This is a genomic window from Paenibacillus lentimorbus NRRL B-30488 (assembly GCF_000411595.1).
In the GTDB taxonomy this organism is placed as follows: domain Bacteria; phylum Bacillota; class Bacilli; order Bacillales; family Bacillaceae; genus Bacillus; species Bacillus velezensis.
The window spans coordinates 35,513-62,493 of sequence record NZ_ANAT01000008.1 but is presented as its reverse complement, the minus strand read 5'-3'; the positions used below and the strand labels follow the sequence as shown (position 1 = coordinate 62,493).

The window sequence follows — 26,981 nt, the reverse complement described above, 5'->3', positions numbered from 1 at the left end:
CTTTTTTTACCGTGTGCATCATCCTTTCTTGTGTTTCATGACGCGTGTTGATACACTTGAACAAAATAGCGCCTGAAAGGAAATAAAGTATGACGCATGACAAGAAAAAAGCTGATATCATTCCTTTCCCCCGTCTGAAAGAACGCTTGGTTGATAAAGGGATGGCCGCCATGAAGGATAAACAGTATGAGGAGGCCCTCGAACTGTTTTCAGAGGCGGTAAGCCACGGCGATACCGAGTCCGACGTACATTTAGGCATGGCGATTTGTTTTCTGGAACTCGGGGAATTGGAAGAAGCAAAACAAGTTTGCGAGAAAATGCTGAATGAAGGGTACGGCCATTATTTCACCGTGCTGCAGGTGTACATGACCATTTTAATTCAGCTGAAACAATATGAAGAAGTCAAAAGCACAATTGAAGCTGTGCTGGAAGAAAACCAGCTGCCCGCAGAAAGTGCGGAGCAATTCTACCGGCTGCTCGAATTCAGCCGCAAAATGACCGATCCCGATCAGCAGGATGAGGCGTGGGAGGAGGAATACGAGGACATTCTTGATGCGGAAAAAGTGCTGAACAGCCCCGCTGAACAAATGAATCTGATTCATTCTCTTAAAGACCGCAATATTGCAAAATACACGGGTCTCTTAAAAACGATTCTTCAAGATCCGGGCGCGCATCCTCTTATCAAGACAATGATTTTGACACTGATGGCGGAGCACGACTACAGCAAGCCGGTCCATATTACAAAATTCGGCGATTCAATGACCGCGGTTCCGAGTGAAACGGTTCAGCCTGATGCGGCTCCGATTTTGCACCGCGTTCTCCGGGTGCTTGATGAAACGCTCGGCAATGAAAACCCTACATTATACGCTGCCGTCGAGGAGCTGTGGAGAAGGCATCTGTACGTTCTGCACCCTTTTATGCCGAAGTTTTTGAACGCGGATTTATGGGCGGCTGCGCTTCATAAGGTCGGTTACGAGATGCACGGCATTGACATTGAGCCGGAGGAACTTCATATGATGTACGAGTTTGACAGCCGCGAACTCGAAGAAGCCTGCACGATGATTAAGGATATTGAAGAAATTTCTTATTTGTAAATCACACCATATAGTTGAAAGCGGTAGGCGTTATGTTATAATATAGTGGTTGTATTTATGTATAGCGGTTTAACTGAAATGAGAATTACGGTTGGACAGGCTGCCAGTTCATTACATAATGATTCTGATTCAAAGCGGTTTTTTCTTTGACAAAGCCGCGGATTGCTTTAGAATGGAAGACCGACACAACCTGAATAGATTTTTGGAGGGAAACACATGTCTGTAAAATGGGAAAAACAAGAAGGCAACGAAGGCGTATTAACGGTTGAAGTTGATGCGGATACGTTCAAAACAGCTCTTGATGATGCATTTAAAAAAGTAGTAAAACAGGTTTCTATTCCTGGATTCCGCAAAGGGAAAGTTCCCCGCGGTTTATTCGAACAGCGTTTCGGCGTTGAAGCTCTTTACCAGGATGCTTTAGATATTTTACTTCCTGTAGAATACCCTAAAGCGGTTGAAGAAGCCGGCATTGAGCCTGTAGACCGCCCTGAAATCGATGTTGAAAAAATCGAAAAAGGCGAAAGCTTAATTTTCACTGCAAAAGTGACTGTAAAACCGGAAGTGAAACTTGGCGATTACAAAGGCTTAGGAATCGAAAAAGATGACACTGCCGTTACTGACGAAGATGTACAAAACGAACTTAAAGCGCTTCAAGAGCGTCAGGCTGAGCTTGTCGTGAAAGAAGAAGGCGCTGTTGAAAACGGCGATACAGTCGTTCTTGACTTCGAAGGTTTCGTTGACGGCGAAGCGTTTGAAGGCGGAAAAGCTGAGAACTACTCACTTGAAGTAGGATCAGGTTCATTCATCCCGGGCTTCGAAGAGCAGTTAACAGGCCTTGAAGCAGGCGCTGAAAAGGATGTTGAAGTAACATTCCCTGAAGAGTACCACGCTGAAGAGCTTGCCGGAAAACCAGCTGTTTTCAAAGTGAAAATTCATGAAATCAAAGCGAAAGAGCTTCCTGAGCTTAACGACGAATTCGCAAAAGACATTGACGAAGAAGTTGAAACGCTTGCTGAATTAACTGAGAAAACAAAAAAACGCCTTGAAGAAGCAAAAGAAAACGAAGCTGACGCTAAATTGCGTGAAGAGCTTGTTCTGAAAGCATCTGAAAACGCTGAAGCTGATGTTCCTCAAGCGATGATCGACACTGAGCTTGACCGCATGCTGAAAGAATTCGAACAGCGTCTGCAAATGCAAGGCATGAACCTTGAGCTTTACACTCAATTCTCAGGCCAAGACGAAAACGCGTTAAAAGAGCAAATGAAAGAAGATGCCGCAAAACGCGTAAAATCAAACCTGACTCTTGAAGCGATCGCTCAAGCTGAAAACCTTGAAGTAACAGACGAAGAAGTTGAAGCTGAGCTGACTAAAATGGCTGAAGCTTACAACATGCCGGTTGAAAACATCAAGCAGGCAATCGGTTCAACTGACGCGATGAAAGAAGATTTAAAAGTTCGAAAAGCAATTGATTTTCTTGTAGAAAACCGTTAATATGGTTCATAATAATAGACATAATAAAACAGGGCGCGATTAATTCGTGCCTTGTTTTGTACAATTATGATATAACTCTTTTTCTTGGGGCAAGATAGTCATTGCCGGGCTGTTTTTCGTCATACATATAGAATGTGCAAGTGCGAAACACATTGTTACCGTCTTACTGGAAAGTATGGTAAAATGCAATACATACTCGATCGTAGCAAGAACCGTTTTCTTTTGCCCTTCAGGTAAAAGAAAAAGTGAGACAAGATTAAGGGGTGAAAGAATGTTTAAATTCAACGAGGAAAAAGGACAATTGAAATGCTCGTTCTGCGGAAAAACGCAAGATCAGGTTCGTAAGCTGGTTGCAGGACCGGGTGTATATATATGCGACGAATGTATTGAGCTCTGTACAGAAATCGTAGAGGAAGAGCTTGGTACAGAAGAAGAAGTCGAATTTAAAGACGTTCCGAAGCCGCAGGAAATCCGTGAGATTCTGAATGAATATGTCATCGGACAGGATCAGGCGAAGAAATCACTTGCGGTTGCGGTATACAACCATTACAAACGCATCAATTCCAACAGTAAAGTGGATGATGTTGAGCTTTCTAAAAGTAATATTTCTTTAATCGGACCGACTGGAAGCGGGAAAACACTTCTTGCCCAGACGCTTGCGCGTATTCTGAACGTTCCGTTTGCGATCGCGGACGCTACATCTCTGACTGAAGCCGGATATGTCGGTGAGGACGTAGAAAACATCCTCCTCAAGCTGATTCAGGCAGCAGACTATGATGTGGAAAAAGCAGAAAAAGGCATTATTTATATCGATGAAATCGATAAAGTAGCGCGGAAATCTGAAAACCCGTCCATTACACGCGACGTATCAGGCGAAGGCGTTCAGCAGGCGCTGCTGAAAATTCTTGAAGGAACGGTTGCAAGCGTGCCGCCTCAAGGAGGACGTAAACATCCTCATCAGGAATTCATCCAGATCGATACGACGAACATTCTGTTCATTTGCGGCGGTGCATTTGACGGCATTGAACAAATCATCAAACGCCGTCTCGGACAAAAAGTCATCGGCTTCGGCTCAGATAATAAAGCGGCAGACCTGGAAAAAGAAGAACTGCTTTCTAAAGTTCTCCCGGAAGACCTGCTCCGTTTCGGTCTGATTCCTGAATTCATCGGCCGTCTTCCTGTCATTGCAAGCCTTGAGCAGCTTGACGAAACGGCACTGGTTGAAATTCTGACTAAACCGAAAAACGCACTCGTCAAACAATACAAGAAAATGTTAGAACTTGATGATGTCGAGCTTGAATTTGAAGGCGAGGCATTATCTGAAATTGCGAAAAAAGCGATCGAGCGTAAAACAGGCGCACGCGGCCTGCGTTCTATCATTGAAGGCATCATGCTTGACGTCATGTTTGATCTGCCGTCCCGCGATGATATTGAAAAATGTGTCATTACCGGAGCGACAGTCGCAGACGGTGAAGCGCCGCGTCTTGTATTAAAAGACGGCACTGTTGTCGGCCAAGATAAAACATCAGCATAACACGACAAAACCTCCTGACCCGAATTAATCAGGAGGTTTTTTTTCTTGTCCTGACCCTTCTGAAAATGTTTATTCCGGGCTTTGCTGGGAGATACTAGCGGACAGAGGAATGAATTGGATACATAAATCGTTTTTTCAGGAGGGACCAGCATGAGTTGGACAGGGATCGCATTATTTGTACAGCTGTTTTTCGGGATAGTCATCGGACTATATTTTTGGAATCTGCTCAAAAACCAGCGAACACAAAAAGTGACGATAGATAAAGAATCAAAAAAGGAAATGGAACAGCTGCGCAAAATGCGCGCCATCAGTTTATCAGAACCTTTATCAGAAAAGGTGCGGCCGAAAAGCTTTCAGGACATTGTCGGCCAGGAAGACGGAATTAAAGCGTTAAAAGCAGCGCTTTGCGGACCGAACCCGCAGCACGTCATTATTTACGGTCCTCCGGGAGTCGGTAAAACGGCTGCGGCGCGGCTGGTATTGGAAGAAGCGAAAAAACATAAACAGTCACCGTTTCAAAAGCAGGCTGTTTTTGTTGAACTTGATGCGACGACCGCGCGGTTTGATGAACGGGGGATTGCCGATCCGCTTATCGGTTCAGTGCATGATCCGATTTATCAGGGAGCGGGTGCGATGGGCCAGGCAGGCATTCCGCAGCCGAAACAGGGGGCTGTGACCCATGCTCACGGCGGGGTATTGTTTATTGATGAAATCGGCGAGCTTCACCCGATTCAGATGAATAAAATGCTGAAGGTGCTTGAAGACCGAAAAGTATTTTTAGACAGTGCGTATTACAGTGAAGAAAATACGCAAATACCGAATCACATTCATGATATTTTTCAAAATGGGCTTCCGGCGGATTTCCGTTTGATCGGAGCGACAACGAGAATGCCGACTGAAATTCCGCCGGCCATCCGTTCGCGCTGTCTTGAAGTATTTTTCCGCGAGCTGGAAAAGGATGAACTTAAAATCGTTGCGAAGAAAGCAGCCGACAAAATTCAGAAAGAGATTTCTGACGAAGCTCTCAGCGTGCTGACCGCATATACGAGAAACGGACGTGAAGCCGTCAATATGATCCAGATCGCCGCCGGCATGGCGGTGACTGAGGACAGAAAAGAAATCACGACAGAAGATATAGAATGGGTTGTTCATTCCAGTCAGCTCACACCTAAAAATGAGCAGAAAATCGCCGATGAACCGCAAGTCGGCATCGTGAACGGACTTGCCGTCTACGGGCCGAACAGCGGCGCGTTGCTGGAAATCGAAGTGAATGTCACACCTGCGCAGGACAAAGGAAGCCTGAATATCACGGGAATTGCAGAGGAAGAAAGCATCGGCAGCCAATCGAAGTCGATCCGCCGCAAAAGCATGGCGAAGGGATCTGTGGAAAATGTTCTGACGGTTCTCCGCACAATGGGCATCAAACCTTCAGACTATGACATTCACGTCAATTTTCCGGGCGGAGGCCCGATTGACGGACCTTCAGCAGGTATCGCGATGGCCGCGGGGATTTTTTCCGCGATTCACCGCATCCCGATCGACCATACGGTGGCGATGACGGGAGAAATCAGCCTGACGGGGCTTGTCAAACCGATCGGCGGCGTCATTCCGAAAATTAAAGCCGCAAAACAGGCCGGAGCAAAAACGGTCATTATCCCATATGAAAATCAGCAGTCCATTCTGAAACGAATAGACGGAATCACCATTAAAGCGGTAAAAACGTTCCAGGAAGTGCTTGACGTCATATTGGTTGACCCTCCTTCAGAACAAAAACCGTTTGATATCCAAATGAATAAAGAATCTGTATAAACCCCATTTTTATAATGGGGTTTTTTTTATGGAGGACATCTTTTCCTTTTTCAGAACAGAAAGAAAGGGTATACTACGAAGAGACTGTTTTATATACAGGGCAGGCGGATAAGCCGATTAAAGCCCGATCCCGGAATTGTACAACGATGAAAAAGTTGTATTATAATGGTTCATACTAAAGTCACGGAGGTGTCAGTCACATGGCAGAAGATACAAAACGCAGCATCCCGCTCCTCCCTTTAAGAGGCTTATTGGTATACCCGACAATGGTTTTACATTTAGATGTAGGCCGTGACAAGTCGGTTCAGGCTCTTGAACAGGCAATGATGCATGATCATATGATTTTTTTAGCCACTCAGCAGGATATTTCGATAGACGAACCGGGTGAAGAGGATATTTTCGCCGTCGGCACTTATACAAAAATTAAACAGATGCTGAAGCTGCCCAACGGTACGATCAGAGTGCTTGTAGAAGGCATTCAGCGGGCGCAGATCCTTGAATACACCGAACTCGAAGATTATACTTCGGTCGATATACAGCTGATGCATGAGGATGATTCAAAAGACGTGGAAGACGAAGCGCTTATGCGGACGCTGCTGGACCATTTTGACCAGTACATAAAAATTTCTAAAAAAATCTCCGCAGAAACGTATGCGGCTGTGACTGATATTGAAGAGCCCGGCAGAATGGCGGATATCGTCGCTTCTCATCTCCCGCTGAAATTAAAGGACAAGCAGGACATTTTAGAAACGGCGGATATTAAAGAACGTCTGAATAAGGTCATTCGTTCCATTCATAATGAAAAAGAAGTGCTGGAGATTGAGAAAAAAATCGGTCAGCGCGTCAAACGTTCGATGGAACGCACTCAAAAGGAATACTATTTGCGCGAACAGATGAAAGCCATTCAGAAGGAGCTTGGCGACAAAGAAGGAAAAACCGGCGAAGTTCAGTCGCTCACGGAAAAGATAGAAGAAGCAGGCATGCCTGAGCGTGTCAAAGAAACGGCGCTTAAGGAATTAAGCCGTTACGAAAAAGTGCCGTCAAGCTCAGCGGAAAGCTCTGTTATCCGCAACTATATCGACTGGCTCATCGCCCTTCCGTGGTCGGATGAAACAGAAGATAAACTTGATATTAAAAAAGCCGGGGAAATCTTAGATAAAGAGCATCACGGCTTAGAGAAAGTGAAAGAGCGGATTTTGGAGTATTTGGCCGTGAAACAGCTGACGAAAACGCTGAAAGGGCCGATTCTTTGTCTCGCCGGACCTCCGGGAGTCGGTAAAACATCTCTTGCAAAATCAATCAGTACGAGCATGGGACGCCGTTTTGTGAGAATTTCACTGGGCGGAGTGCGCGATGAGTCTGAAATCCGCGGGCACCGGCGCACATACGTCGGGGCGATGCCGGGCCGGATTATCCAGGGAATGAAAAAAGCCGGCAAACAAAATCCGGTCTTTCTCCTCGACGAGATCGACAAAATGTCGTCTGATTTCAGAGGCGATCCGTCTTCGGCGATGCTTGAGGTGCTGGATCCGGAACAAAACAGCACATTCAGCGACCACTATATTGAAGAGACGTTCGATTTATCGAAAGTGCTGTTTATCGCGACTGCGAATAACCTTGCTTCCATCCCGGGCCCTCTCAGAGACAGAATGGAGATTATCAGCCTGTCAGGCTACACTGAAAACGAAAAGCTGGAGATCGTGAAAGACCACCTGCTTCCGAAACAAATCAAAGAGCACGGCCTCACAAAGAGCAACCTGCAGATTCGGGATCAGGCGATTACGGACATCATCCGCTACTATACGAGGGAAGCCGGCGTGAGAACGCTTGAACGCCAGATTGCCGCCATTTGCCGAAAGGCTGCAAAGGCCATTGTGTCTGAGGAGAGAAAACGCATTACCGTTACAGAGAAAAATCTGGCCGACTATCTCGGAAAACGGATATTCAGATACGGACAGGCGGAAACCGAAGATCAAATCGGGGTTGTCACGGGGCTTGCGTATACGACGGTCGGCGGAGATACGCTGTCAATCGAAGTGTCATTGTCACCGGGAAAAGGAAAGCTGGTTCTGACAGGGAAGCTTGGAGATGTCATGCGGGAATCAGCGCAGGCCGCTTTCAGTTATGTCCGCTCGAAAGCGGAACAGTTCGGAATCGATCCGAAATTCCATGAGAAGTATGACATTCATATCCATGTCCCTGAAGGAGCGGTGCCGAAAGACGGCCCTTCTGCCGGAATTACGATGGCCACGGCGCTCGTTTCAGCATTAACGGACCGTGCGGTAAAACGCGAAGTCGGTATGACGGGAGAAATCACGCTGCGGGGCCGCGTGCTTCCGATCGGCGGACTGAAAGAAAAGGCGCTCGGCGCGCACAGAGCGGGCCTGACCACTATTATTGCGCCTAAAGATAACGAAAAGATATAGAGGATATTCCAGAAAGCGTCAGAGAAGGACTGAAGTTTATATTCGTGTCTCACCTGGATGACGTTTTGGAACATGCCTTAGTAGGAGAGAAGAAATGAAAGTCACAAAGTCAGAAATCGTGATCAGCGCGGTCAAACCCGAACAGTACCCTGATGGGGGGCTTCCGGAAATCGCGCTGGCGGGCAGATCAAATGTAGGAAAGTCATCTTTTATCAATTCATTAATCAATCGGAAAAACTTGGCCAGAACGTCATCAAAACCGGGGAAAACACAGACTTTAAACTTTTACATCATCAATGATGAATTGCATTTTGTCGACGTTCCCGGGTACGGATTTGCGAAAGTTTCCAAAAGCGAGCGGGAAGCATGGGGGAGAATGATTGAAACCTATATGACGACCCGCGAAGAGCTGAAAGCCTGCGTGCAGATTGTCGACCTCAGGCACGCGCCGTCTGCTGAAGACGTGAACATGTATGAATTCCTGAAGTATTACGGCATTCCCGTCATCGTTATCGCGACAAAAGCGGATAAGATTCCAAAAGGAAAATGGGACAAGCACTTAAAGGTTGTCAAACAGACGCTTGATATGGATCCTGAAGATGAGCTGATTTTATTTTCCTCTGAAACGAAAAAGGCAAAGATGAAGCATGGGGAGCCATTAAAAAATGATCAGCCGGTAATGAAAAACCCAAAACGCGGTGCGTTTTGGGTTTTATCGTATAGTTTTGTTCCGCTTGATAAACAATAATAAAAGGCTGATTCCGATGAAAACATACGGCCAGTATGTTTTGAAGTGTTCCGTCGGAATATGGACGGACTCCAGCCACGCCGTAATTTGTTTAAAGAAGTATAAAAAGAGGGAAAAACCAATCATGGCAGCCGCTTCGTATACATATTCTTTTCTGGCTGCCGCAAATAAGGAGAATCCGAAGACGAAGAGAATCATTTCAAAATCTCCCGGCCACCATGAGAGCTCAGGTTTGGCGAAAAAAGTGTAAACCTATGCCGAAAAGAAGCATGCCGATCAGGACGTGAGGCCCGGCCGCTTCCCTTTTGCCCTGATACAAGAGCACGGCCCCCAAGAGCATAAGGAGCACCGGCCATTCCCCCTGATTCGCAAACAGGTGAACCTGTCCGCTCTGAAGCCATGCGAATAATGAAGCGGCAAGCAGAAGTCCCGGTAATAAAATTGATGTTTTTTTCATCCTGTCACCTACCCGCAGTAAAGGATTTTTAGTATGATGATTACAGTGGAAACGAGCTTTTTATACTATAGCATAACATTTTTGAAATCTGTTCACATTTTCCCGAAGAAACTATGTTATAATTATTATAAATAATAAATTCTATGTTAGAATGATTATAAATAAATTGCGATGTACGGGGGTGCATGAAAGCGATGCATATTCTTGTTGTGGGAGTAGATTATAAATCCGCCCCTATTGAAATACGCGAAAAAATAAGTTTTCAGCCGGATGAGCTTGCAGAAGCGATGCTCCGTTTAAAAGAAGAAAAAAGCGTTCTTGAAAACATTATCGTGTCAACCTGCAACCGCACCGAAATATATGCGGTGGTCGACCAGCTTCATACCGGCCGTTATTATATAAAGACATTTTTATCCGAATGGTTCTCGCTGCCGAAAGAAGAGCTGTCTCCGTTTCTGAAATTTTATGAGAGCGACGCGGCGATCGAGCATTTATTCCGTGTGGCGTGCGGTTTGGATTCCATGGTCATCGGAGAGACGCAAATACTCGGCCAGGTCCGCTCGAGCTTTAAAACGGCGCAGGCAGAAAAGACGATCGGCACCATTTTCAATGAGCTGTTTAAACAGGCGGTGACCGTCGGCAAACGCACGCATGCCGAAACCGATATCGGCGCCAATGCCGTTTCCGTCAGTTACGCCGCCGTTGAACTCGCGAAAAAAATCTTCGGCTCATTGTCAAATAAGCACATTTTGATTCTCGGTGCGGGAAAAATGGGCGAGCTCGCCGCAGAAAACCTGCACGGTCAGGGTATCGGCAAAGTAACGGTCATCAACAGAACGTTTTTGAAGGCAAAAGCGCTTGCTGACCGTTTCTCCGGAGAAGCGCGCAGCTTAAACCAGCTTGAACATGCACTTGCTGAAGCTGATATTTTAATCAGTTCGACAGGCGCAAGTGATTTCGTCGTGTCTAAAGAAATGATGGAGAGAGCGGGCAGACAGCGGAAAGGCCGTCCGTTATTTATGGTGGATATCGCTGTGCCGAGAGACCTCGATCCGGCGCTTAACGATCTTGAAGGTGTTTTTCTGTACGATATTGATGACCTTGAAGGAATCGTTGAAGCCAACTTACAAGAACGCCGCGAAACCGCTGAAAAAGTCGAGCTGTTTATTGAAGCGGCAATTGTTGAGTTTAAGCAGTGGCTTAATACGCTGGGCGTCGTGCCGGTCATTTCGGCGCTGCGTGAAAAGGCGCTGTCCATCCAGTCCGATACGATGCAGAGCATTGAGCGCAAGCTGCCTCATCTGACGGTAAGAGAGAAAAAACTTCTCAGCAAACATACGAAAAGCATCATTAACCAAATGCTGCGCGACCCGATTCTGAAAGCGAAAGAGCTTGCGGTTGAAGCGGATTCAGATGAAAAGCTGAAGCTGTTTATGCAGATTTTCGATATTGAGGAAGAGGCCGGCCGCCAGCTGGACAAAAGCCTGGATAACCGCCAGACGGTTCATTCGTTTCAAAAGGCAGAAGCAAAAACGGGCTTACGTCCGCTTGTAAGTGAGTGAGGGCTGTATGATTGATACAGCAATGGCAAGACTTAATGAAGCGACAATTGTTATTTATGCAGTAAGCGTCCTTTTTACTTTATAGATTTTCTTCAACACAACCGGAAGGCTGGAAAAATAGCCTTCTGGTTGCTTTCTATTGTCTGGACTCTGCAAACCGTCTATCTTTCTTATTTCATGTGGCAGACAGGCAGATTTCCGGTCTTGAATATTACAGAGGCCCTTTACTTTTATGCGTGGGTGCTTGTCACGCTTTCACTTGTGGTCACGCAGATTCTTCGGGTTGATTTTATCGTGTTTTTCACGAATGTCATCGGTTTCTCGATGATTGCGATTCATACGTTTTCACCGACGGATCAGCATTCGGCCGCCTTTTCCGGCCAGCTGGTCTCAGAGCTTTTGGTCATTCATATTACAATGGCGATTCTGTCTTACGGCGCTTTTTCCCTTTCTTTTGTCTTTTCGCTTCTTTATCAGTTTCAATATTCTTTATTAAAGAAGAAAAAATGGGGAAAATGGCTGTTGAGAATTGAAGATTTGTCAAAACTTGATTATATGGCTTACGTTTTAAATGTCATCGGGGTTCCGATGCTGCTGTTGAGCCTGATATTAGGCGTGATCTGGGCGTATGTGTCGCTGGAAACGCTGTACTGGTTTGATTCAAAAGTGCTCGGCTCGTTTATTGTGCTGCTTTTATACAGCTACTATTTATATATCAGAATGATTAAGGAACTGCAGGGAAAAGTGGCGGCGTTATGGAATTCAGCATGTTTTCTCGTGCTGATGATTAATTACTTCCTGCTCGGAAGCCTGTCACAATTCCATTGGTTCAGTTAACGCACGCGCCCAAACAGATTCGGGAGGAAAGAAAATGAGAACGATTAAGGTAGGTTCCAGACGGAGCAAACTGGCTATGACCCAGACAAAATGGGTGATTAACAAACTGAAGGAATTGAATCCTTCCTATGACTTTGAAATCCGGGAGATTGTCACAAAAGGCGACCGCATCCTCGATGTTACACTGTCAAAAGTGGGCGGCAAAGGTTTGTTTGTCAAAGAGATTGAACAGGCGCTGCTGCATCAGGAGATTGATATGGCGGTTCACAGCATGAAAGACATGCCCGCCGTTTTGCCTGAGGGTCTTGTCATAGGCTGCATACCGAAACGTGAGGATCCGCGTGATGCGCTCATTTCAAAAGGGCATCAAAAGCTGGACGGCATAAAAGAAGGGGGCATCATCGGCACCAGCAGTTTAAGAAGAAGCGCCCAGATTCTTGCTGAACGCCCTGACCTTACAATTAAGTGGATCAGAGGCAATATCGATACGAGACTTCAAAAGCTTGAAACGGAAGATTACGATGCTATTATTTTAGCGGCTGCGGGGCTTTCGAGAATGGGCTGGAAAGATGATGTCGTATCTGAATTCCTCGAACCGGACCGCTGTCTGCCTGCGGTCGGCCAAGGCGCTCTTGCTATTGAATGCAGAGAGTCGGATGAAGAGCTTTTGAAGCTGTTTGCGCAATTTACCGATGAGTATACGCAGCGCACGGTGGCAGCCGAACGGGCTTTCTTACACGCGATGGAAGGCGGCTGCCAAGTGCCGATAGCCGGGTATGCGTCCGTCAATGACCGGGATGAGGTTGAATTGGTCGGTCTTGTCGCGTCTCCGGACGGAAAGACGATTTATAAAGAAACAGCGGCGGGACATGATCCGGAAGAAATCGGGAAACGCTGTGCGGCGATGATGTCTGAAAAAGGAGCCAAAGCACTAATCGACAGCGTGAAACAGGAGCTCGATCAGGATGGCAAATGACCTTCCTTTACAAGGAAAGACCGTGCTCGTCACCCGGAACAAAAGACAGGCAGCACCGTTCCGACAAAAAGTGGAGGCGCTCGGCGGAACGGCTGTTTCCGCCTCTCTGATCGCTTTTCAGGAAGCGCTCCCGGATGAATGTGCGGACAGTCTGCGGGAAGACCTTTCTGAACCGGGCTGGCTTGTGTTTACAAGCGTAAACGGTGTCCGGTTCTTTTTTTCCTACCTTGATCAGCACGGCCTTGCGCTTTCGGGACGGAAAAAAATCGCAGCCGTCGGTGAAAAGACAGCGCGCGCCCTGAAAGAGCGGGGAGCCCGGACGGATGCGATGCCTGACGAGTATGTGGCGGAATGTCTGGCTGATACTTTAAAACGGCACGCATCAGCTGCCGAACCCATTTCAGTGATAAAGGGCAATTTATCACGCGATGTCATAAAAGCGGAGCTTGAGCCGCTTGGCTATCAAATAAGGGAATGGGTGTTATACAATACCATTCAGGATGAAAAAGGCATGGACGAGCTGAGATGGGCTGCATCCCGCTCTCATTTTGATTTTATTACGTTTACCAGCTCATCGGCGGTGCATACGTTTATGCACGCGGTCGGTGACGGAGAAAAAGCGTGGGAAAACAGCGGTGCGAGCTATATCAGCATCGGCCCTTTGACAGAGAAAGCGCTCTTGGAATACGGGATCTCATCCCATGTGCCTGACACCTATACGATTGAAGGCATGCTGGACGTCATGTGCAGCATGTCGGGAAAGGATAGATAATGATGAATCAAACATTTAACAGACACCGCCGTTTGCGCGCGAACGCTGCGATGAGAGATTTAGTAAAAGAAACACGTCTTCACCCTACAGATTTTATTTACCCGTTATTTGTCGTTGAAGGGCTCGAAGGAAAAAAAGAAGTTCCTTCCATGCCGGGGGTTTATCATGTATCACTCGATTTGTTAAAGGATGAAATGGATGAGCTGATATCGCTCGGCATTAAGTCGGTCATCGTTTTCGGCGTGCCGGAAGAAAAAGACGCCTGCGGAACCCAGGCTTTTCACGATCACGGCATTGTGCAGAAAGGGATTGCTGAAATTAAAAAGCATTATCCTGAAATGATCGTCATCGCTGATACATGTCTCTGTGAATACACGGATCACGGCCATTGCGGCGTCGTGAAAGACGGAGTAATCCTGAATGACGAGTCGCTTGAACTGCTGGCGCAGACAGCCGTCAGCCAGGCTAAAGCCGGCGCTGACATCATCGCTCCTTCAAATATGATGGACGGTTTTGTCACAGTGATCAGGGAAGCGCTCGACAAAGAAGGATTCACGAATGTTCCGATCATGTCTTATGCCGTGAAATATTCAAGTGAATTTTACGGTCCGTTCCGCGACGCGGCTGACAGCACGCCGCAGTTCGGTGACCGAAAAACATATCAGATGGATCCGGCCAACCGCCTGGAAGCGCTACGTGAGGCTGAATCAGACGCGGCAGAAGGCGCTGACTTTTTAATCGTCAAACCGTCTATGTCATACTTAGATATTATGCGTGATGTGAAAAACCGCCATCACCTGCCGCTGGTCGCATATAATGTGAGCGGGGAGTATTCCATGGTGAAAGCGGCAGCCCAAAACGGCTGGATTAAAGAAAAAGAAATGGTGCTGGAAATTTTAACGGGCATGAAACGTGCAGGAGCCGATCTGATTATGACGTATCATGCAAAAGACGCAGCAAAATGGCTTGCTGAGTAACGATTTCATTTGACGGGAGCTGAGGCAGATGAGAAGCTATGAAAAATCAAAAGCCGCTTTTAAAGAAGCGCAGAAACTGATGCCGGGCGGAGTGAACAGCCCGGTGCGCGCGTTTAAATCAGTTGATATGGACCCGATCTTTATGCAGCGCGGAAAAGGATCGAAAATTTTTGATATTGACGGCAATGAATATATCGACTACGTCCTGAGCTGGGGGCCGCTCATTTTGGGCCACACGAACGACCGGGTCGTTGAAAGTCTGAAAAAAGTAGCCGAGAACGGGACAAGTTTCGGGGCATCCACTGAAGTGGAAAACGAACTGGCCAAATTGGTCATTGACCGTGTGCCGTCTGTTGAAATCGTGCGGATGGTCAGCTCCGGCACAGAGGCGACAATGAGCGCCCTGCGTCTGGCAAGAGGATATACCGGCCGCAACAAAATTTTGAAATTTGAAGGCTGTTACCACGGCCATGGTGATTCGCTGCTGATCAAAGCGGGATCCGGAGTGGCGACACTCGGCCTGCCGGACAGCCCGGGCGTGCCGGAAGGAATAGCAATGAATACGATTACTGTTCCATACAACGACTTGGAAAGCGTTGCACTCGCATTCCGGGAGTACGGAGAAGATATTGCCGGGGTCATTGTTGAACCGGTAGCAGGCAATATGGGCGTTGTTCCGCCGCAGGAAGGCTTTTTACAAGGACTTCGCGACATTACGGAACAGTATGGCGCGCTGCTCATTTTTGATGAGGTCATGACCGGTTTTCGCGTGGATTATAACTGTGCGCAAGGGTATTTCGGCGTGACGCCTGACTTAACGTGTCTCGGCAAAGTCATCGGCGGAGGTCTTCCTGTCGGTGCGTATGGCGGCAAAGCTGACATTATGGAACGAATCGCGCCGAGCGGTCCGATCTACCAGGCGGGAACATTGTCGGGAAATCCGCTTGCCATGACAGCGGGACTTGAGACGTTACAGCAGCTCACACCTGAATCTTACCAAGAATTTGTGAAAAAAGGCGATATGCTTGAAGAAGGCATTTCAAAAGCAGCTGCAGCACATGGCATTCCGCACACGTTTAACCGGGCGGGGTCAATGATCGGCTTCTTTTTCACCAATGAGCCTGTCATTAACTATGAAGCAGCCAAATCTTCTGATTTAAAGCTGTTCGCCAAGTATTATAAAGGGATGGCCGACGCAGGCGTATTTCTGCCGCCGTCTCAATTTGAAGGATTGTTTCTCTCCACTGCGCATACAATGGAGGATATTGAAAATACCATTCAAGCCGCTGAGAAAGTGTTCCAGGCGATCAGCCGCTGATACCGAAAAGCCGATGCAAGCAAGACTTGTATCGGCTTTTTTCAATGCCTCCATTATCATATTTTCCCGGATTGCGGCATACACCTTTAGTGACATCTAATTGTATGGATTAGATGAAAGGAGGATATGAACTTGCCGCATAATCACCGATTGCAATTTTCTGTTGAAGAATCAATCTGTTTCCAAAAAGGACAGGAAGTTTCTGAATTACTTTCGATTTCATTAGACCCTGACATCAGGGTGCAGGAAGTAAATGATTATGTCTCAATTAAAGGGTCATTAGAACTTACTGGCGAGTACAACATAGATCACAGCAGTCATTTTGAAGAGCTTAATAGTGAGCTGAGGCATGTAGAGGAAGTGAGGGCGAGGGAGGATGGCACGGCCGAGCTCATTCATTGTTTCCCGGTGGACATCACGATTCCGAAAAATAAAGTGAGCCACCTCAATGATGTTTTCGTATTTATTGATGCCTTTGATTATCAGCTGACGGATTCAAGGATCTTAACCATTCAAGCTGATTTGGCAATTGAAGGGCTGCTTGAGGAATCCGAGCCAAAAGAGCCGGAGATCCCTTTGTACGTGGCGCCTGAATTTGCCAGAGAAGAAATGATCAATCTTGCCGGACATCATTCTGAGGACGAAAATGAACCAGAATTAATGATACGCCATGAGCCTGAAATACCTTTGACTGTATCAGAAGAAGCAGCACAAGAAACAGAGAAAAACGAGGAAGAAATCCCGCCTTCACTCAGGCAGGAAGAAGAAGAGCAGGAAGCAGCTCCGATTCTGAGGGAGCAGGAAGAAGAGCAGGAAGCAGCTCCGATTCTGAGGGAGCAGGAAGAAGAGCAGGAAGCAGCCCCGATTCTGAGGGAGCGGAAGAAGAAGCAGGAAGCAGCCCCGATTCTGAGGGAGCAGGAAGAAGAGCAGGAAGCAGCCCCGATTCTGAGGGAGCAAGAAGAGGTGCCGAAACCTGTTTCCTTTACTGAGCCTCCTCCTCCCGTTTCCTTCCAGCACGAAGAAGAGCCGGAAGAAGCTGAGGAGCCTGCAATCATGTCAGCTGTGAGGAATGAACCCGTATTTGAGGATGATTCAGCAGAAGCGCAGGAAGAGCCAAAAGATGATATCGAACCGGTTTTCCCTGCTTTCACTTTGACTCCGCATGCAGAAAAACCAAAAATTGCGGAACAGCCCTTCCTTCAAAAAGAAGAGCAGCCAGAGGCCGAGCCGCTTCTCCGCCAGAGCGATCATAAGGCGGCAGAAGACGAAGGTGAGCCTGCGGTTTTTCAAGAAGAGCAGGCGCCCGTTTATCGTGAGTTCGTTCCGGAACGGCAGGAAGAGGAGTTTTACAGCGCTCCTAAGCTGCTTGAAGAAGAGGCTCATGATGAAGAAGGGTTTGAAATTGAGGTAAGGAAGATGGCGCCGCCGGAGGAGGAAACCGGGAAGCCTCTCGATTTGTCTTTTCAGTTTTCCAAACTGCCGCCTGAGGAGCCGGCGCAAGCTGAACAGCCTGAGCCGCTTAAGCCTGAAAGAAAGAATGAAGAAGCGGCACCGGGAACCGAGCAGAAGGAAAATGACAACTCTCATTACTTGACAAAATTATTTACAAGGGAAGAAGAAAAGTTTTCAAGAATGAAAATTTGTATCGTGCAGCAGCAAGATACAATCGACCGGGTGTGTGAACGATATGACATTACATCCCAGCAGCTCATCCGAACGAATGCTTTATCGTTTGATGACGAGCTTGAGGAAGGTCAGCTTCTGTATATACCTGAATATAATAACAGCCATGTGTAAGCACAAAGAGGCCGTAAAAATGTGGTGAATGGAATGGAAGCAGTCCAATCAGTGCTTCAGGAATACGGGCTGACGGCTGAGTACATTGAGCCTGTCAGCCCGCATGTTTGGAAGGTCTACTCAAACTACGGCATTTTTGCTTTGAAACAGCTCAAGCCGGCCCGCAGCAGTGAATTTACGGATCTTATGATTGAGATTGAGGAGAAAGGCTACCGATCATTTGTGCCGATCTGCCGCACTTATGCCGGCGATTTTTTTGCGGGAAGACAGACGGAGAATTCTTATTATTTAATGCCTTGGCTTCAGTACGATCAGGAAGAAGAACGGGACCAAAAACATGTTTACCTTTTTAAAGAGGTCGCGAAGCTCCATTCTGCGACTGTGCGGGACATCCGAATCCGGACTGAAGATATCAGCGGCTTTTATGAAGCAACGAAAAGAGATTGGGAAAATGATAAACTTGTCTATGAACAATTCGCCGACCGGGCGGAAAAAGAGTGGTACCTTTCACCTTTTGAACTGCAGGCTGTTACGTATCTTACAGAAACGGTATCCGCCGTCAATTTTGCTCTCGAACGTCTGGAAGAATGGTTTGACGCGGCAAAGGATCATGACAAGACGAGAGCGGTGATCAACCACGGCAGTTTATCGAGCCGCCACTTTCTGTATAATGATGCGGGATCGGGCTTTTTCACAAATTTCGAGAAAGCTGCGCTGGGCCCTCCGCAAAATGACCTGCTCGGCTTTTACTCCAGAATGTTCAGAAGCTATCCGAAAGCATGTCCGGAATGCCTGGACTGGTTTTATACGTATCACAAATCATTCCCGCTCCGTGAAGCGGAAATCAGCCTGTTTCTCAGCTATATGGCTTATCCGTCCGCCATGTACAAAGTGCTGAAACGGTATCAGACCGGCCAAAGGGGCTCTGAAAAAGAAGAGTGCACGCAATTATTAAGAGCGTTTTGGCAGATGAAAAATGTTGAACCTTTTCTCATGAAGGTTCATCAGATTGAGCGGGAGAAAAAAATAAAAGCGGAAAACGAGTCCTCTTCATAACGGGACTCGTTTTTTTATATCCAATCCAAATGCAGGGCGCACGCTAAAAACAGCAGGATGGCAAGCAGCAGGACATCAAAAGTCGTCGGAAAGAAAATCGTCCTGATCCCCTGAAAGATCGTAATCGGGATAATGACTTGCACGGATACAAGGCGGACCTGTCTGGCCCACTGGGGGAGCGAATAAGAATTGAATTTTTTTCTCACGGGCAATTCCTCCTCACATTCGCCTTTCTATGTATCGTATGTAAGGGGAAGAGCGGGGTGCATGCCCATTTATGTATGACGGCAGCGGTTTTTGGAAAAGATGATTGACGAATCAAAAACACTTTTACTATAATAAAGAACATAATAAATAAGATCATGAGCTGATATAAATACACCTGCTTTGAACGGGAAGAGTACAAGAAAGACGCATGAAGAGAGAGAAGCTACTGTGCTGAAAGGCTTCTTATGCCGTCTCATTGGAAGGTCGCCCGGGAGCATAATTTCTTGAACATACAGTAGAGAAATTCGGGCCGCACCCGTTATCCGTTTAAGTGCATGAACAAATCTGTTCATGAAAAAAGGTGGTACCGCGAAAGAGCTTTTCGTCCTTTATCAGGATGAAGGCTCTTTTTTAGTTGCTCAGCCATTTCTAAACATGCTGGAGGGTTATCATGGATACAAACGAACAAACAATGCCGACAAAATATGATCCGTCTGCGATTGAAAAAGGCCGCTATGATTTTTGGCTGAAAGGAAAATATTTTGAAGCGGGCGGCGATCAAACGAAACAGCCGTATTCTGTCGTCATTCCGCCGCCGAACGTGACGGGCAGGCTGCACCTCGGACATGCGTGGGATACGACGCTGCAAGATATCGTTACGCGTATGAAACGCATGCAGGGCTATGACGTGCTCTGGCTTCCGGGCATGGACCACGCCGGCATCGCCACTCAGGCAAAAGTCGAAGCGAAACTCCGCGAACAGGGCACAAGCCGTTATGACCTCGGCCGTGAAAAGTTTTTAGAAGAAACGTGGAAGTGGAAAGAAGAGTATGCTGATTTCATCCGCAGCCAATGGGCCAAGATGGGACTCGGACTCGATTATTCACGCGAACGTTTCACTCTTGATGAAGGGCTGAACAAAGCCGTGCGTGAAGTATTCGTCAAGTTGTACGAGAAAGGCTTGATTTACAGAGGCGAATATATCATCAACTGGGACCCTGCCACAAAAACGGCTTTATCCGATATTGAAGTGATTTACAAAGACGTACAGGGCGCGTTTTATCATTTGCGCTACCCGTTAGCAGACGGTTCAGGCTCAATTGAAATCGCGACCACCCGTCCGGAAACGATGCTTGGCGACACGGCTGTCGCAGTTCATCCTGAAGATGAGCGCTACAAGCACTTAATCGGCAAAACGGTGATTCTGCCGATTACAAACCGCGAAATTCCGATCGTCGGCGATGATTATGTTGATATGGAATTCGGATCAGGCGCCGTTAAAATCACGCCTGCCCATGACCCGAATGACTTTGAACTCGGAAACCGCCACAATTTAGAGCGGATTCTCGTCATGAATGAAGACGGAACAATGAATGAAAAAGCGCTGCAATATAACGGCATGGACCGGTTTGAATGCCGCAAAAAACTCGTCAAAGATCTTCAGGAATCCGGCGTTCTCTTTAAAATCGAAGACCATATGCATTCCGTCGGCCACAGTGAGAGAAGCGGCGCTGTTGTTGAGCCGTACCTGTCCACACAATGGTTTGTCAAAATGCAGCCGCTGGCCGATGCTGCGGTTGACCTTCAGGCAAAAGAAGAGAAGGTTCACTTCGTTCCTGACCGGTTCGAGAAAACGTACCTGCACTGGATGGAAAACATCCGTGATTGGTGTATTTCCCGTCAGCTGTGGTGGGGCCACCGCATCCCGGCTTGGTATCATAAAGAAACAAAAGAAGTGTACGTCGGCCTTGAGGCGCCTGAGGACAGCGAAAATTGGGAACAGGATTCAGACGTGCTTGATACATGGTTCAGCTCCGCGCTTTGGCCGTTTTCTACAATGGGCTGGCCTGATGAAACCGCTGAAGACTTTAAGCGGTATTACTCAACCGATGTTCTTGTAACGGGATATGACATCATTTTCTTCTGGGTATCCCGGATGATTTTCCAAGGTCTTGAGTTTACCGGCGAGCGTCCGTTCAAAGACGTGCTGATTCACGGCTTAATCCGTGACGAGCAGGGCAGAAAAATGAGTAAATCCCTTGGGAACGGCGTGGACCCGATGGATGTCATCGACAAGTACGGAGCGGATTCCCTGCGCTATTTCCTGGCAACCGGAAGTTCACCGGGACAGGATCTCCGTTTCAGCTATGAAAAAGTGGAATCCACATGGAATTTCGCAAATAAAATTTGGAACGCCTCCCGTTTTGCATTAATGAACATGGACGGCATGACGTACGACGAGCTTGATCTGTCCGGTGAAAAATCAGTTGCTGATAAGTGGATCCTCACAAGACTGAATGAAACGATAGAAGACGTAACGCAGCTTGCGGATCGTTATGAATTCGGTGAAGTCGGACGCCACCTGTACAACTTTATCTGGGACGATGTGTGCGACTGGTATATCGAAATGGCGAAGCTTCCGCTGTACGGGGAAGATGAAGCGGCGAAGAAAACAACCCGGTCTGTTCTGGCATACGTGCTTGACCAGACGATGCGTCTTCTTCACCCGTTTATGCCATTCTTAACGGAAGAAATCTGGCAGCACCTTCCTCATGAAGGCGAGTCAATCACGATCAGCTCTTGGCCGGTTCCGGTACCGGAACATACGGATAAAGAGGCAGCGGCGGATATGAAACTGCTCGTTGAATTAATCCGTTCTGTCCGCAATATCCGGAGCGAAGTCAACACGCCGATGAGCAAGCAGGTTGAACTTTACATTAAAACATCTACCGAAGACATTGCCGGCCGCCTTGAGAAGAACCGTTCTTACGTTGAACGCTTCACGAATCCGAGCACGCTGAAAATCGGGACGGATATCACTGCGGCAGACAAGGCGATGACAGCGGTCGTCACCGGAGCGGAAGTCATTCTGCCGCTTGAAGGGCTGATTAACATTGATGAGGAGATCGCCCGTCTGCAAAAAGAATTCGACAAGCTGACAAAAGAAGTCGAACGCGTTCAGAAAAAACTCGGCAACGAAGGATTCATTAAAAAAGCTCCTGAGCATGTCATTGAAGAAGAACGCGGAAAAGAGAAAGACTACACGGCAAAACGCGAAGCTGTCCGGCAGCGGATTGCAGAGCTGAAAGGCTGATAAAACAGCGGGGCGGTTTCCTAAGAAACCGCCTTGTCGTATAAAAGAGGGGATTTCATTGTTTAATACGTACAAAGAAGCGATCAGCTGGATTCACGGCAGACTCAAGTTCGGCGTTAAGCCGGGCCTTCTCCGTATGGAAAAGCTGATGGAAAAACTGGAACACCCGGAAAAGAACATTCGCGCCATTCATGTGGCGGGCACAAACGGCAAAGGATCAACCGTCTCTTTTATCCGTTCCGTGCTTCAAGAAGCCGGTTATACGGTCGGCACGTTCACATCGCCTTACATGATTACGTTTAATGAGCGTATCAGCGTCAACGGCACGCCGATTACCGATGAGGAATGGAGAACGCTCGTTAATGACATAAAACCGATAGTCGATGAGCTCGATAAGACTGATGCCGGAACGGTGACAGAATTTGAAATCATTACAGCGTGTGCATTTTTATATTTTGCGAAGCGGGCTGATATCGATTTTGTTATTTTTGAAGCGGGGCTCGGCGGCACATTTGATTCAACCAATATTGTGAAACCGCTCCTGTCGGTCATTACAAGTATCGGACATGACCATATGGCCATTTTAGGCAATACCATCGAGGAGATCGCCGGGCAGAAAGCCGGTATCATTAAAAATTCCATTCCGGTCATTACGGGCGTCAATCAGCCGGAAGCACTCGGCGTTATTGAAGCGGAAGCTGAAAAAAAGCAGGCTCCGTATCAGTCACTTTATAAAACATGCAGACTGTTTAATGAAGCGGCGCTTCCGTCCGGCGAAAGCTTTTCGCTGGAAACAGAAACGAAATGCTATGAAGACATTCAAACGTCGCTGATCGGCATTCACCAAAGGCAGAATGCGGCATTGGCGATATTGGCCGCTGAATGGCTGAATCGCCTGGAAGCCGCAGTCATTTCAGAAGAAGCGATGCGAAACGGCCTGAAAAAAGCTTCCTGGCCGGGCCGGTTTGAACGTCTTCAAAGCCGCCCTTTAGTGTTTGCGGACGGCGCGCATAACGAAGAGGGCGTTGAAACGCTGACAGAAACGATCAGGCAGCGCTTTGCCGATAAAAACGTCCATATCGTATTCAGCGCATTAAAAGACAAACCGTATCAGGAAATGATTAAAAAGCTTGAAACCGAAGCAGATTCCATTCACTTTGTATCATTTGACTTTCCGCGTGCTTCAAGCGCCGAAGCTCTTTACAATGCAAGCAGTCTTGCGTCTAAGAGCTTCGATGAGAACCCGGACAGTGTGAAAGAATGGATAGAACAAAAAGACGGGGCGGATGATGTCATCATCATTACCGGCTCCTTATATTTTATTTCAGAAATGAGAAAGCGGCTTATCTGACAGCCCCTCGGATGCCCGGCAGACCATTTTCCGGTTTTGCCGGGTGTTTTTATGCTGAAAATATATTTTCAGCCATTTCAGTCATGGTGTTTTTCTTTGCTATAATCTGAGCCAGATTGATAGTAAAGGTGTGGTCTGAGTGCTTTTGATTCTGTTTTTTCTCGGCTTGATTTTCGGTTCTTTTTTTTATACAGCAGCGTGCCGTATCCCGCTTCGAATCTCGGTTATTTCGCCGCGTTCAGCCTGCTCGTTCTGCGGCTTGACGCTCTCCTGGGGGGAGCTTGTGCCCGTCGTCTCCTATATTCTGCAAAGAGGCAGATGCAGAAACTGCCGTGCGAAGCTGTCGGTTATGTATCCGGCGGCGGAATGCTGGACGGCGTGTTTATTCACGGCTGCAGGCATTCATTTCGGTTTCTCAAAAGAACTGTTAGTCGCGCTGTTATTTCTGTCTCTGCTCATGATTGTTACTATGACGGATCTGCAATATATGCTGATTCCTGACAAAGTTCTGCTGTTTTTTCTTCCGCTTTTCATCGCCGGCCGTATGTTTTCTCCGCTGGATTCATGGTATGCAGGGTTTGCCGGAGCTGTTTGCGGATTTTTTCTGCTAGTTTTTATCATGTTTGTCAGTAAAGGAGGCATCGGCGCAGGTGATGTGAAACTGTTTGGGGTGATCGGCCTGACGCTCGGCGTGAAGCTCGTGCTCATTGCATTCTTTCTTTCCGTTATGATCGGAGCCGTATACGGTATGTGCGCCGCAGCCCGGGGCAGGCTTGGTAAAAAGCAGCCATTTCCGTTTGCGCCGGCCATCTCAGCCGGGAGCGCTTTGAGTTATTTATACGGAGAAGAGCTGTTTTCGTTTTACATCAAGCTCGCTTCAGGCGGGGCTTGAAAAATTTGGCGAACGTTTTTTGGACAAGACGACAAAAGTCTTGTTCTTTTTTTTCGCCTATGCTAAAGTGTGAACCATGATCAGTTCAAGGTACGGCCAAGACGAATGCAAGGGGGAAGAGACGTTGAAAAAAAGGAAGAGCAAAAAGCACAGCAAAGCTAAAAACAATGCCCTTAAAGTAACCATTAACGGACAAGAAGAAACGATGTATGGACAAGAAGATGTGAATGAAGGCGGGGAGAAGACCGTCACATTTTCCAATTGGGAAGAAACAAAAAAGGCGGAACAGGAGACCGCCGCTTCCCATGAAGATCCGAAAGAAGAAGATTTCAATTGGGATCATGAGAAGAATTCTGAGGTATTTGAAGATGACCCGAAAGTCGTTCCGCCATACCAGAAGAAAAAACAGGCCCTCATTTTCCGAAAAAAAGCAGCCGTCTTCTCCAGTTAAAAAAGCGGTCACGACAATTGCGGTTGCGGCTGTTTTAGGCACCGGGCTCGGCCTTGTCGCCTTAAATATGTCGGGAAGTAAAGAAGCCTCCGCTCCGGCATCAGCTGACAAAGGTTCACAAGGGCAGACGGTGAAAGCGGGTGATGTTTCTAAAGACAAATCTGAAACAGCCGGCACAGGAGATGCGGAATCTTCAGTGGGAAACTATAAAACATATGCGGTGCAGGCCGGAAAATTTTCATCAGAAAAAGGAGCGCAAACGCTTGTTGACCAGCTGACTGAAAAAGGATACTCGGCCGTCTCTCTGGCAAAAGAAGACGGATACACATACGTGATCGCCGGGCTTGCAGCGGAAAAAAGCTTATCACAGCAATTGGGTCAGACACTGATAGACCATGATTTTGAGGCTTGGGGCGGAAAAGAGCTCAGCTTTGCGGTCGATTCAGGGCTGGAAGACTCTTTTAAACAGGCATCTGAGCTCTCCGCCAAAGCGATTACCGGCAAAGATCTTTCAAAAACGGAAGTGGCTGAAGCGGCAAAAGCGGCAGACGGCGCAGACGCCGCTGACAAAAAGCAGAAAGAGGCCGTGCTTCAAGCGCTGAAAGAACTGGAAACGTCGGGGTCAGAATCCGGATGGAAAGCCCAAAAAGAGCTTTTAAGTGTTGTAAAATAGTATCTCATTTCCCGTCATCCGGCGGGATTTTTTATTTTGTCATCAAAAAGTTATTTTTCTGAAATTGTGGTTGCCCGTTTGATTTGGTAGGATAGACAAGTATCTTTTTTTCTTAAGCAAACCCTGAAAGGATGACAACCATGACAAAACGCTTAATACTCGCATCACAATCTCCGCGAAGAAAAGAACTCCTTAATCTTCTTCAGATTCCTTACAGCATTATTGCGAGCCGCACAGAAGAAAAATTAAATCGAAACCTTTCGCCGGAAGAAAACGTCCAATGTTTGGCCGAGCAAAAAGCCGGTGCTGTATTGGCCGAAAATCCCGATGCAGTCGTTATCGGGGCTGACACGATGGTGTGCATAGACGGCGAGTGCCTCGGCAAACCGCGTGACAGGGAAGAAGCGGCACAGATGCTGCGGAGGCTTTCCGGCCGAAGTCATCAAGTCATTACGGCGGTCAGCATTCAGACGCATGACCGGAAAGAAACATTCTGTGACACGACGGAAGTGACGTTTTGGCCGCTCAGTGAAGACGACATACAGCTCTACATTGAAACAAAAGAACCGATGGATAAAGCAGGTGCATACGGCATCCAAGGAAAAGGCGCGCTTTTAGTGAAAAAAATAGACGGTGATTTTTATTCTGTCGTCGGGCTTCCTGTCGCTAAAACAATGAGAGCCTTGAAAGAATTTAATATAAAAGCTTGATGTTCAAACCGGGAAGGGGAACAAGGAGGGGTTGATCATCCGTGATCTGCCGTTAAAATTAAGAGATTTCCCCGAAAAAGAAAACCGAGAGAGCGGCTTCTGCACTTCGGAGCCGAACATCTCTCTAACAATGAATTGCTCGCCATCCTGCTGCGGACGGGAACGAAACATGAGTCCGTCATGAACCTCGCTCACCGGCTGCTGCGGACGTTTGACGGGCTGCGCCTGTTAAAAGGCGCCTCTGCCCAGGAGCTTTCCAGCATTCCGGGAATCGGCACGGTGAAAGCCGTTCAGATTCTTGCCGCAATTGAGCTGGGGAGCCGCATTCATAAGACATCCGCCGGGGAGCATTGCGTCATCCGCTCTCCGGAAGACGGGGCGAAGTATGTGATGGAGGATATGCGCTTTTTATCCCAGGAGCATTTTGTCTGTTTATATTTAAATACCAAAAATCAAGTCATTCATAAACGCACCGTTTTTATCGGAAGTCTGAATTCATCTATTGTCCACCCGCGGGAGGTGTTTAAAGAAGCTTTCAAACGATCCGCCGCGTCCTTCATTTGCGTTCATAATCATCCTTCAGGAGATCCTACACCGAGCAGGGAAGATATAGAGGTAACCAGGCGGCTTTTTGAGTGCGGAAATTTAATCGGCATCGAGCTGCTGGATCATTTGGTCATTGGTGATAAAAAATTTGTGAGTTTAAAGGAAAAAGGATATTTGTAACACTTTTTTTTCGTTGATTTAAG

Annotated in this window: 16 protein-coding genes, 6 pseudogenes and 1 other annotated feature; of the genes and pseudogenes, 20 read left to right on the top strand and 2 right to left on the bottom strand. The window is 47.3% G+C overall.

Translation table 11 applies throughout. The annotated features are described in order from the left end of the window. Window positions 1-89: 89 nt before the first annotated feature. The 6 genes and pseudogenes from ddcA (at window position 90) to yihA (ending at window position 9,023) form a co-directional block, all read left to right on the top strand. Window positions 90-1,094: a DNA damage checkpoint antagonist DdcA gene (ddcA, locus tag D368_RS06155; RefSeq protein WP_070082174.1), complete on the top strand. Its 1,005-nt coding sequence runs from the start codon at window positions 90-92 to the stop codon at window positions 1,092-1,094. A gap of 216 nt (window positions 1,095-1,310) precedes the next feature. Beyond that, window positions 1,311-2,585 (top strand): trigger factor, encoded by a 1,275-nt coding sequence (gene tig / locus D368_RS06150; protein ID WP_003152618.1) that lies wholly within the window; start codon window positions 1,311-1,313, stop codon window positions 2,583-2,585. Window positions 2,586-2,856: 271 nt separating this feature from the next. Further along, on the top strand, window positions 2,857-4,119 hold the full coding sequence (gene clpX, locus D368_RS06145) for an ATP-dependent protease ATP-binding subunit ClpX (protein WP_003152620.1): 1,263 nt from the start codon (window positions 2,857-2,859) through the stop codon (window positions 4,117-4,119). Between the two features lie 150 nt (window positions 4,120-4,269). Next, complete coding sequence (gene lonB, locus D368_RS06140; protein ID WP_003152622.1) at window positions 4,270-5,928, top strand: ATP-dependent protease LonB; 1,659 nt, start codon at window positions 4,270-4,272, stop codon at window positions 5,926-5,928. 200 nt (window positions 5,929-6,128) lie between these two features. Then, a pseudogene (lon, locus tag D368_RS06135) lies at window positions 6,129-8,452 on the top strand (endopeptidase La). Then, a pseudogene (gene yihA, locus D368_RS06130) lies at window positions 8,449-9,023 on the top strand (ribosome biogenesis GTP-binding protein YihA/YsxC). Before lon ends, yihA begins: the two co-directional pseudogenes overlap by 4 nt. 43 nt (window positions 9,024-9,066) lie before the next feature. Here yihA and D368_RS06125 read toward each other — a convergent pair. Further along, window positions 9,067-9,559 (bottom strand): annotated as a pseudogene (locus D368_RS06125) (hypothetical protein). 194 nt (window positions 9,560-9,753) lie between these two features. On the opposite strand from D368_RS06125, the gene hemA reads away from it, so the two are divergent. From hemA to ysxE, 8 genes and pseudogenes are all read left to right on the top strand, one after another. Continuing rightward, window positions 9,754-11,121 (top strand): glutamyl-tRNA reductase, encoded by a 1,368-nt coding sequence (gene hemA, locus D368_RS06120; RefSeq protein ID WP_128574641.1) that lies wholly within the window; start codon window positions 9,754-9,756, stop codon window positions 11,119-11,121. Between the two features lie 7 nt (window positions 11,122-11,128). Beyond that, a pseudogene (locus tag D368_RS06115) lies at window positions 11,129-11,958 on the top strand (cytochrome c biogenesis protein). Window positions 11,959-11,992: 34 nt separating this feature from the next. Then, complete coding sequence (gene hemC, locus D368_RS06110; protein ID WP_061862443.1) at window positions 11,993-12,934, top strand: hydroxymethylbilane synthase; 942 nt, start codon at window positions 11,993-11,995, stop codon at window positions 12,932-12,934. Continuing rightward, entirely contained in the window at window positions 12,924-13,706 is a 783-nt protein-coding gene (locus D368_RS06105; RefSeq protein ID WP_128574637.1) for a uroporphyrinogen-III synthase, read from the top strand. Before hemC ends, D368_RS06105 begins: the two co-directional genes overlap by 11 nt. A 2-nt stretch (window positions 13,707-13,708) precedes the next feature. Further along, window positions 13,709-14,683, top strand: a complete 975-nt coding sequence (gene hemB / locus D368_RS06100) for a porphobilinogen synthase (RefSeq protein ID WP_128574636.1) — start codon at window positions 13,709-13,711, stop codon at window positions 14,681-14,683. Between the two features lie 28 nt (window positions 14,684-14,711). Further along, a complete protein-coding gene (gene hemL / locus D368_RS06095) occupies window positions 14,712-16,001 on the top strand; it encodes a glutamate-1-semialdehyde 2,1-aminomutase (RefSeq protein ID WP_003152633.1) in 1,290 nt (429 codons plus the stop codon). 132 nt (window positions 16,002-16,133) lie between these two features. Further along, complete coding sequence (locus D368_RS06090) at window positions 16,134-17,798, top strand: LysM peptidoglycan-binding domain-containing protein (RefSeq protein WP_128574635.1); 1,665 nt, start codon at window positions 16,134-16,136, stop codon at window positions 17,796-17,798. A gap of 33 nt (window positions 17,799-17,831) precedes the next feature. Then, window positions 17,832-18,854 carry a spore coat protein YsxE gene (ysxE, locus tag D368_RS06085; protein WP_071392565.1) on the top strand — a complete coding sequence of 341 codons (1,023 nt, stop codon included), beginning with the start codon at window positions 17,832-17,834 and terminating at the stop codon, window positions 18,852-18,854. Window positions 18,855-18,868: 14 nt separating this feature from the next. Here the strand turns inward: ysxE and D368_RS06080 are convergent, their stop codons facing one another. Continuing rightward, window positions 18,869-19,060, bottom strand: coding sequence for a hypothetical protein (locus D368_RS06080; RefSeq protein ID WP_060674742.1), 192 nt, complete (start codon window positions 19,058-19,060; stop codon window positions 18,869-18,871). A gap of 172 nt (window positions 19,061-19,232) precedes the next feature. Continuing rightward, window positions 19,233-19,454, top strand: a binding site (T-box leader). A gap of 58 nt (window positions 19,455-19,512) precedes the next feature. Here D368_RS06080 and D368_RS06075 point away from each other — a divergent pair. The 6 genes and pseudogenes from D368_RS06075 (at window position 19,513) to radC (ending at window position 26,958) form a co-directional block, all read left to right on the top strand. Further along, window positions 19,513-22,155 carry a valine--tRNA ligase gene (locus D368_RS06075; protein ID WP_101562320.1) on the top strand — a complete coding sequence of 881 codons (2,643 nt, stop codon included), beginning with the start codon at window positions 19,513-19,515 and terminating at the stop codon, window positions 22,153-22,155. A gap of 58 nt (window positions 22,156-22,213) precedes the next feature. Continuing rightward, window positions 22,214-23,506, top strand: coding sequence for a bifunctional folylpolyglutamate synthase/dihydrofolate synthase (locus D368_RS06070; protein ID WP_101562319.1), 1,293 nt, complete (start codon window positions 22,214-22,216; stop codon window positions 23,504-23,506). Between the two features lie 139 nt (window positions 23,507-23,645). Beyond that, the gene (locus D368_RS06065) at window positions 23,646-24,398 is read left to right on the top strand and encodes a prepilin peptidase (protein WP_128574634.1); all 753 of its coding nucleotides are present in this window, start codon (window positions 23,646-23,648) and stop codon (window positions 24,396-24,398) included. A 124-nt stretch (window positions 24,399-24,522) separates the two neighbouring features. After that, a pseudogene (locus D368_RS06060) lies at window positions 24,523-25,522 on the top strand (SPOR domain-containing protein). A 140-nt stretch (window positions 25,523-25,662) separates the two neighbouring features. Then, the gene (locus D368_RS06055) at window positions 25,663-26,232 is read left to right on the top strand and encodes a Maf family protein (protein WP_070082167.1); all 570 of its coding nucleotides are present in this window, start codon (window positions 25,663-25,665) and stop codon (window positions 26,230-26,232) included. 31 nt (window positions 26,233-26,263) lie between these two features. Beyond that, window positions 26,264-26,958, top strand: a pseudogene (radC, locus tag D368_RS06050) (RadC family protein). Window positions 26,959-26,981: the final 23 nt, after the last annotated feature.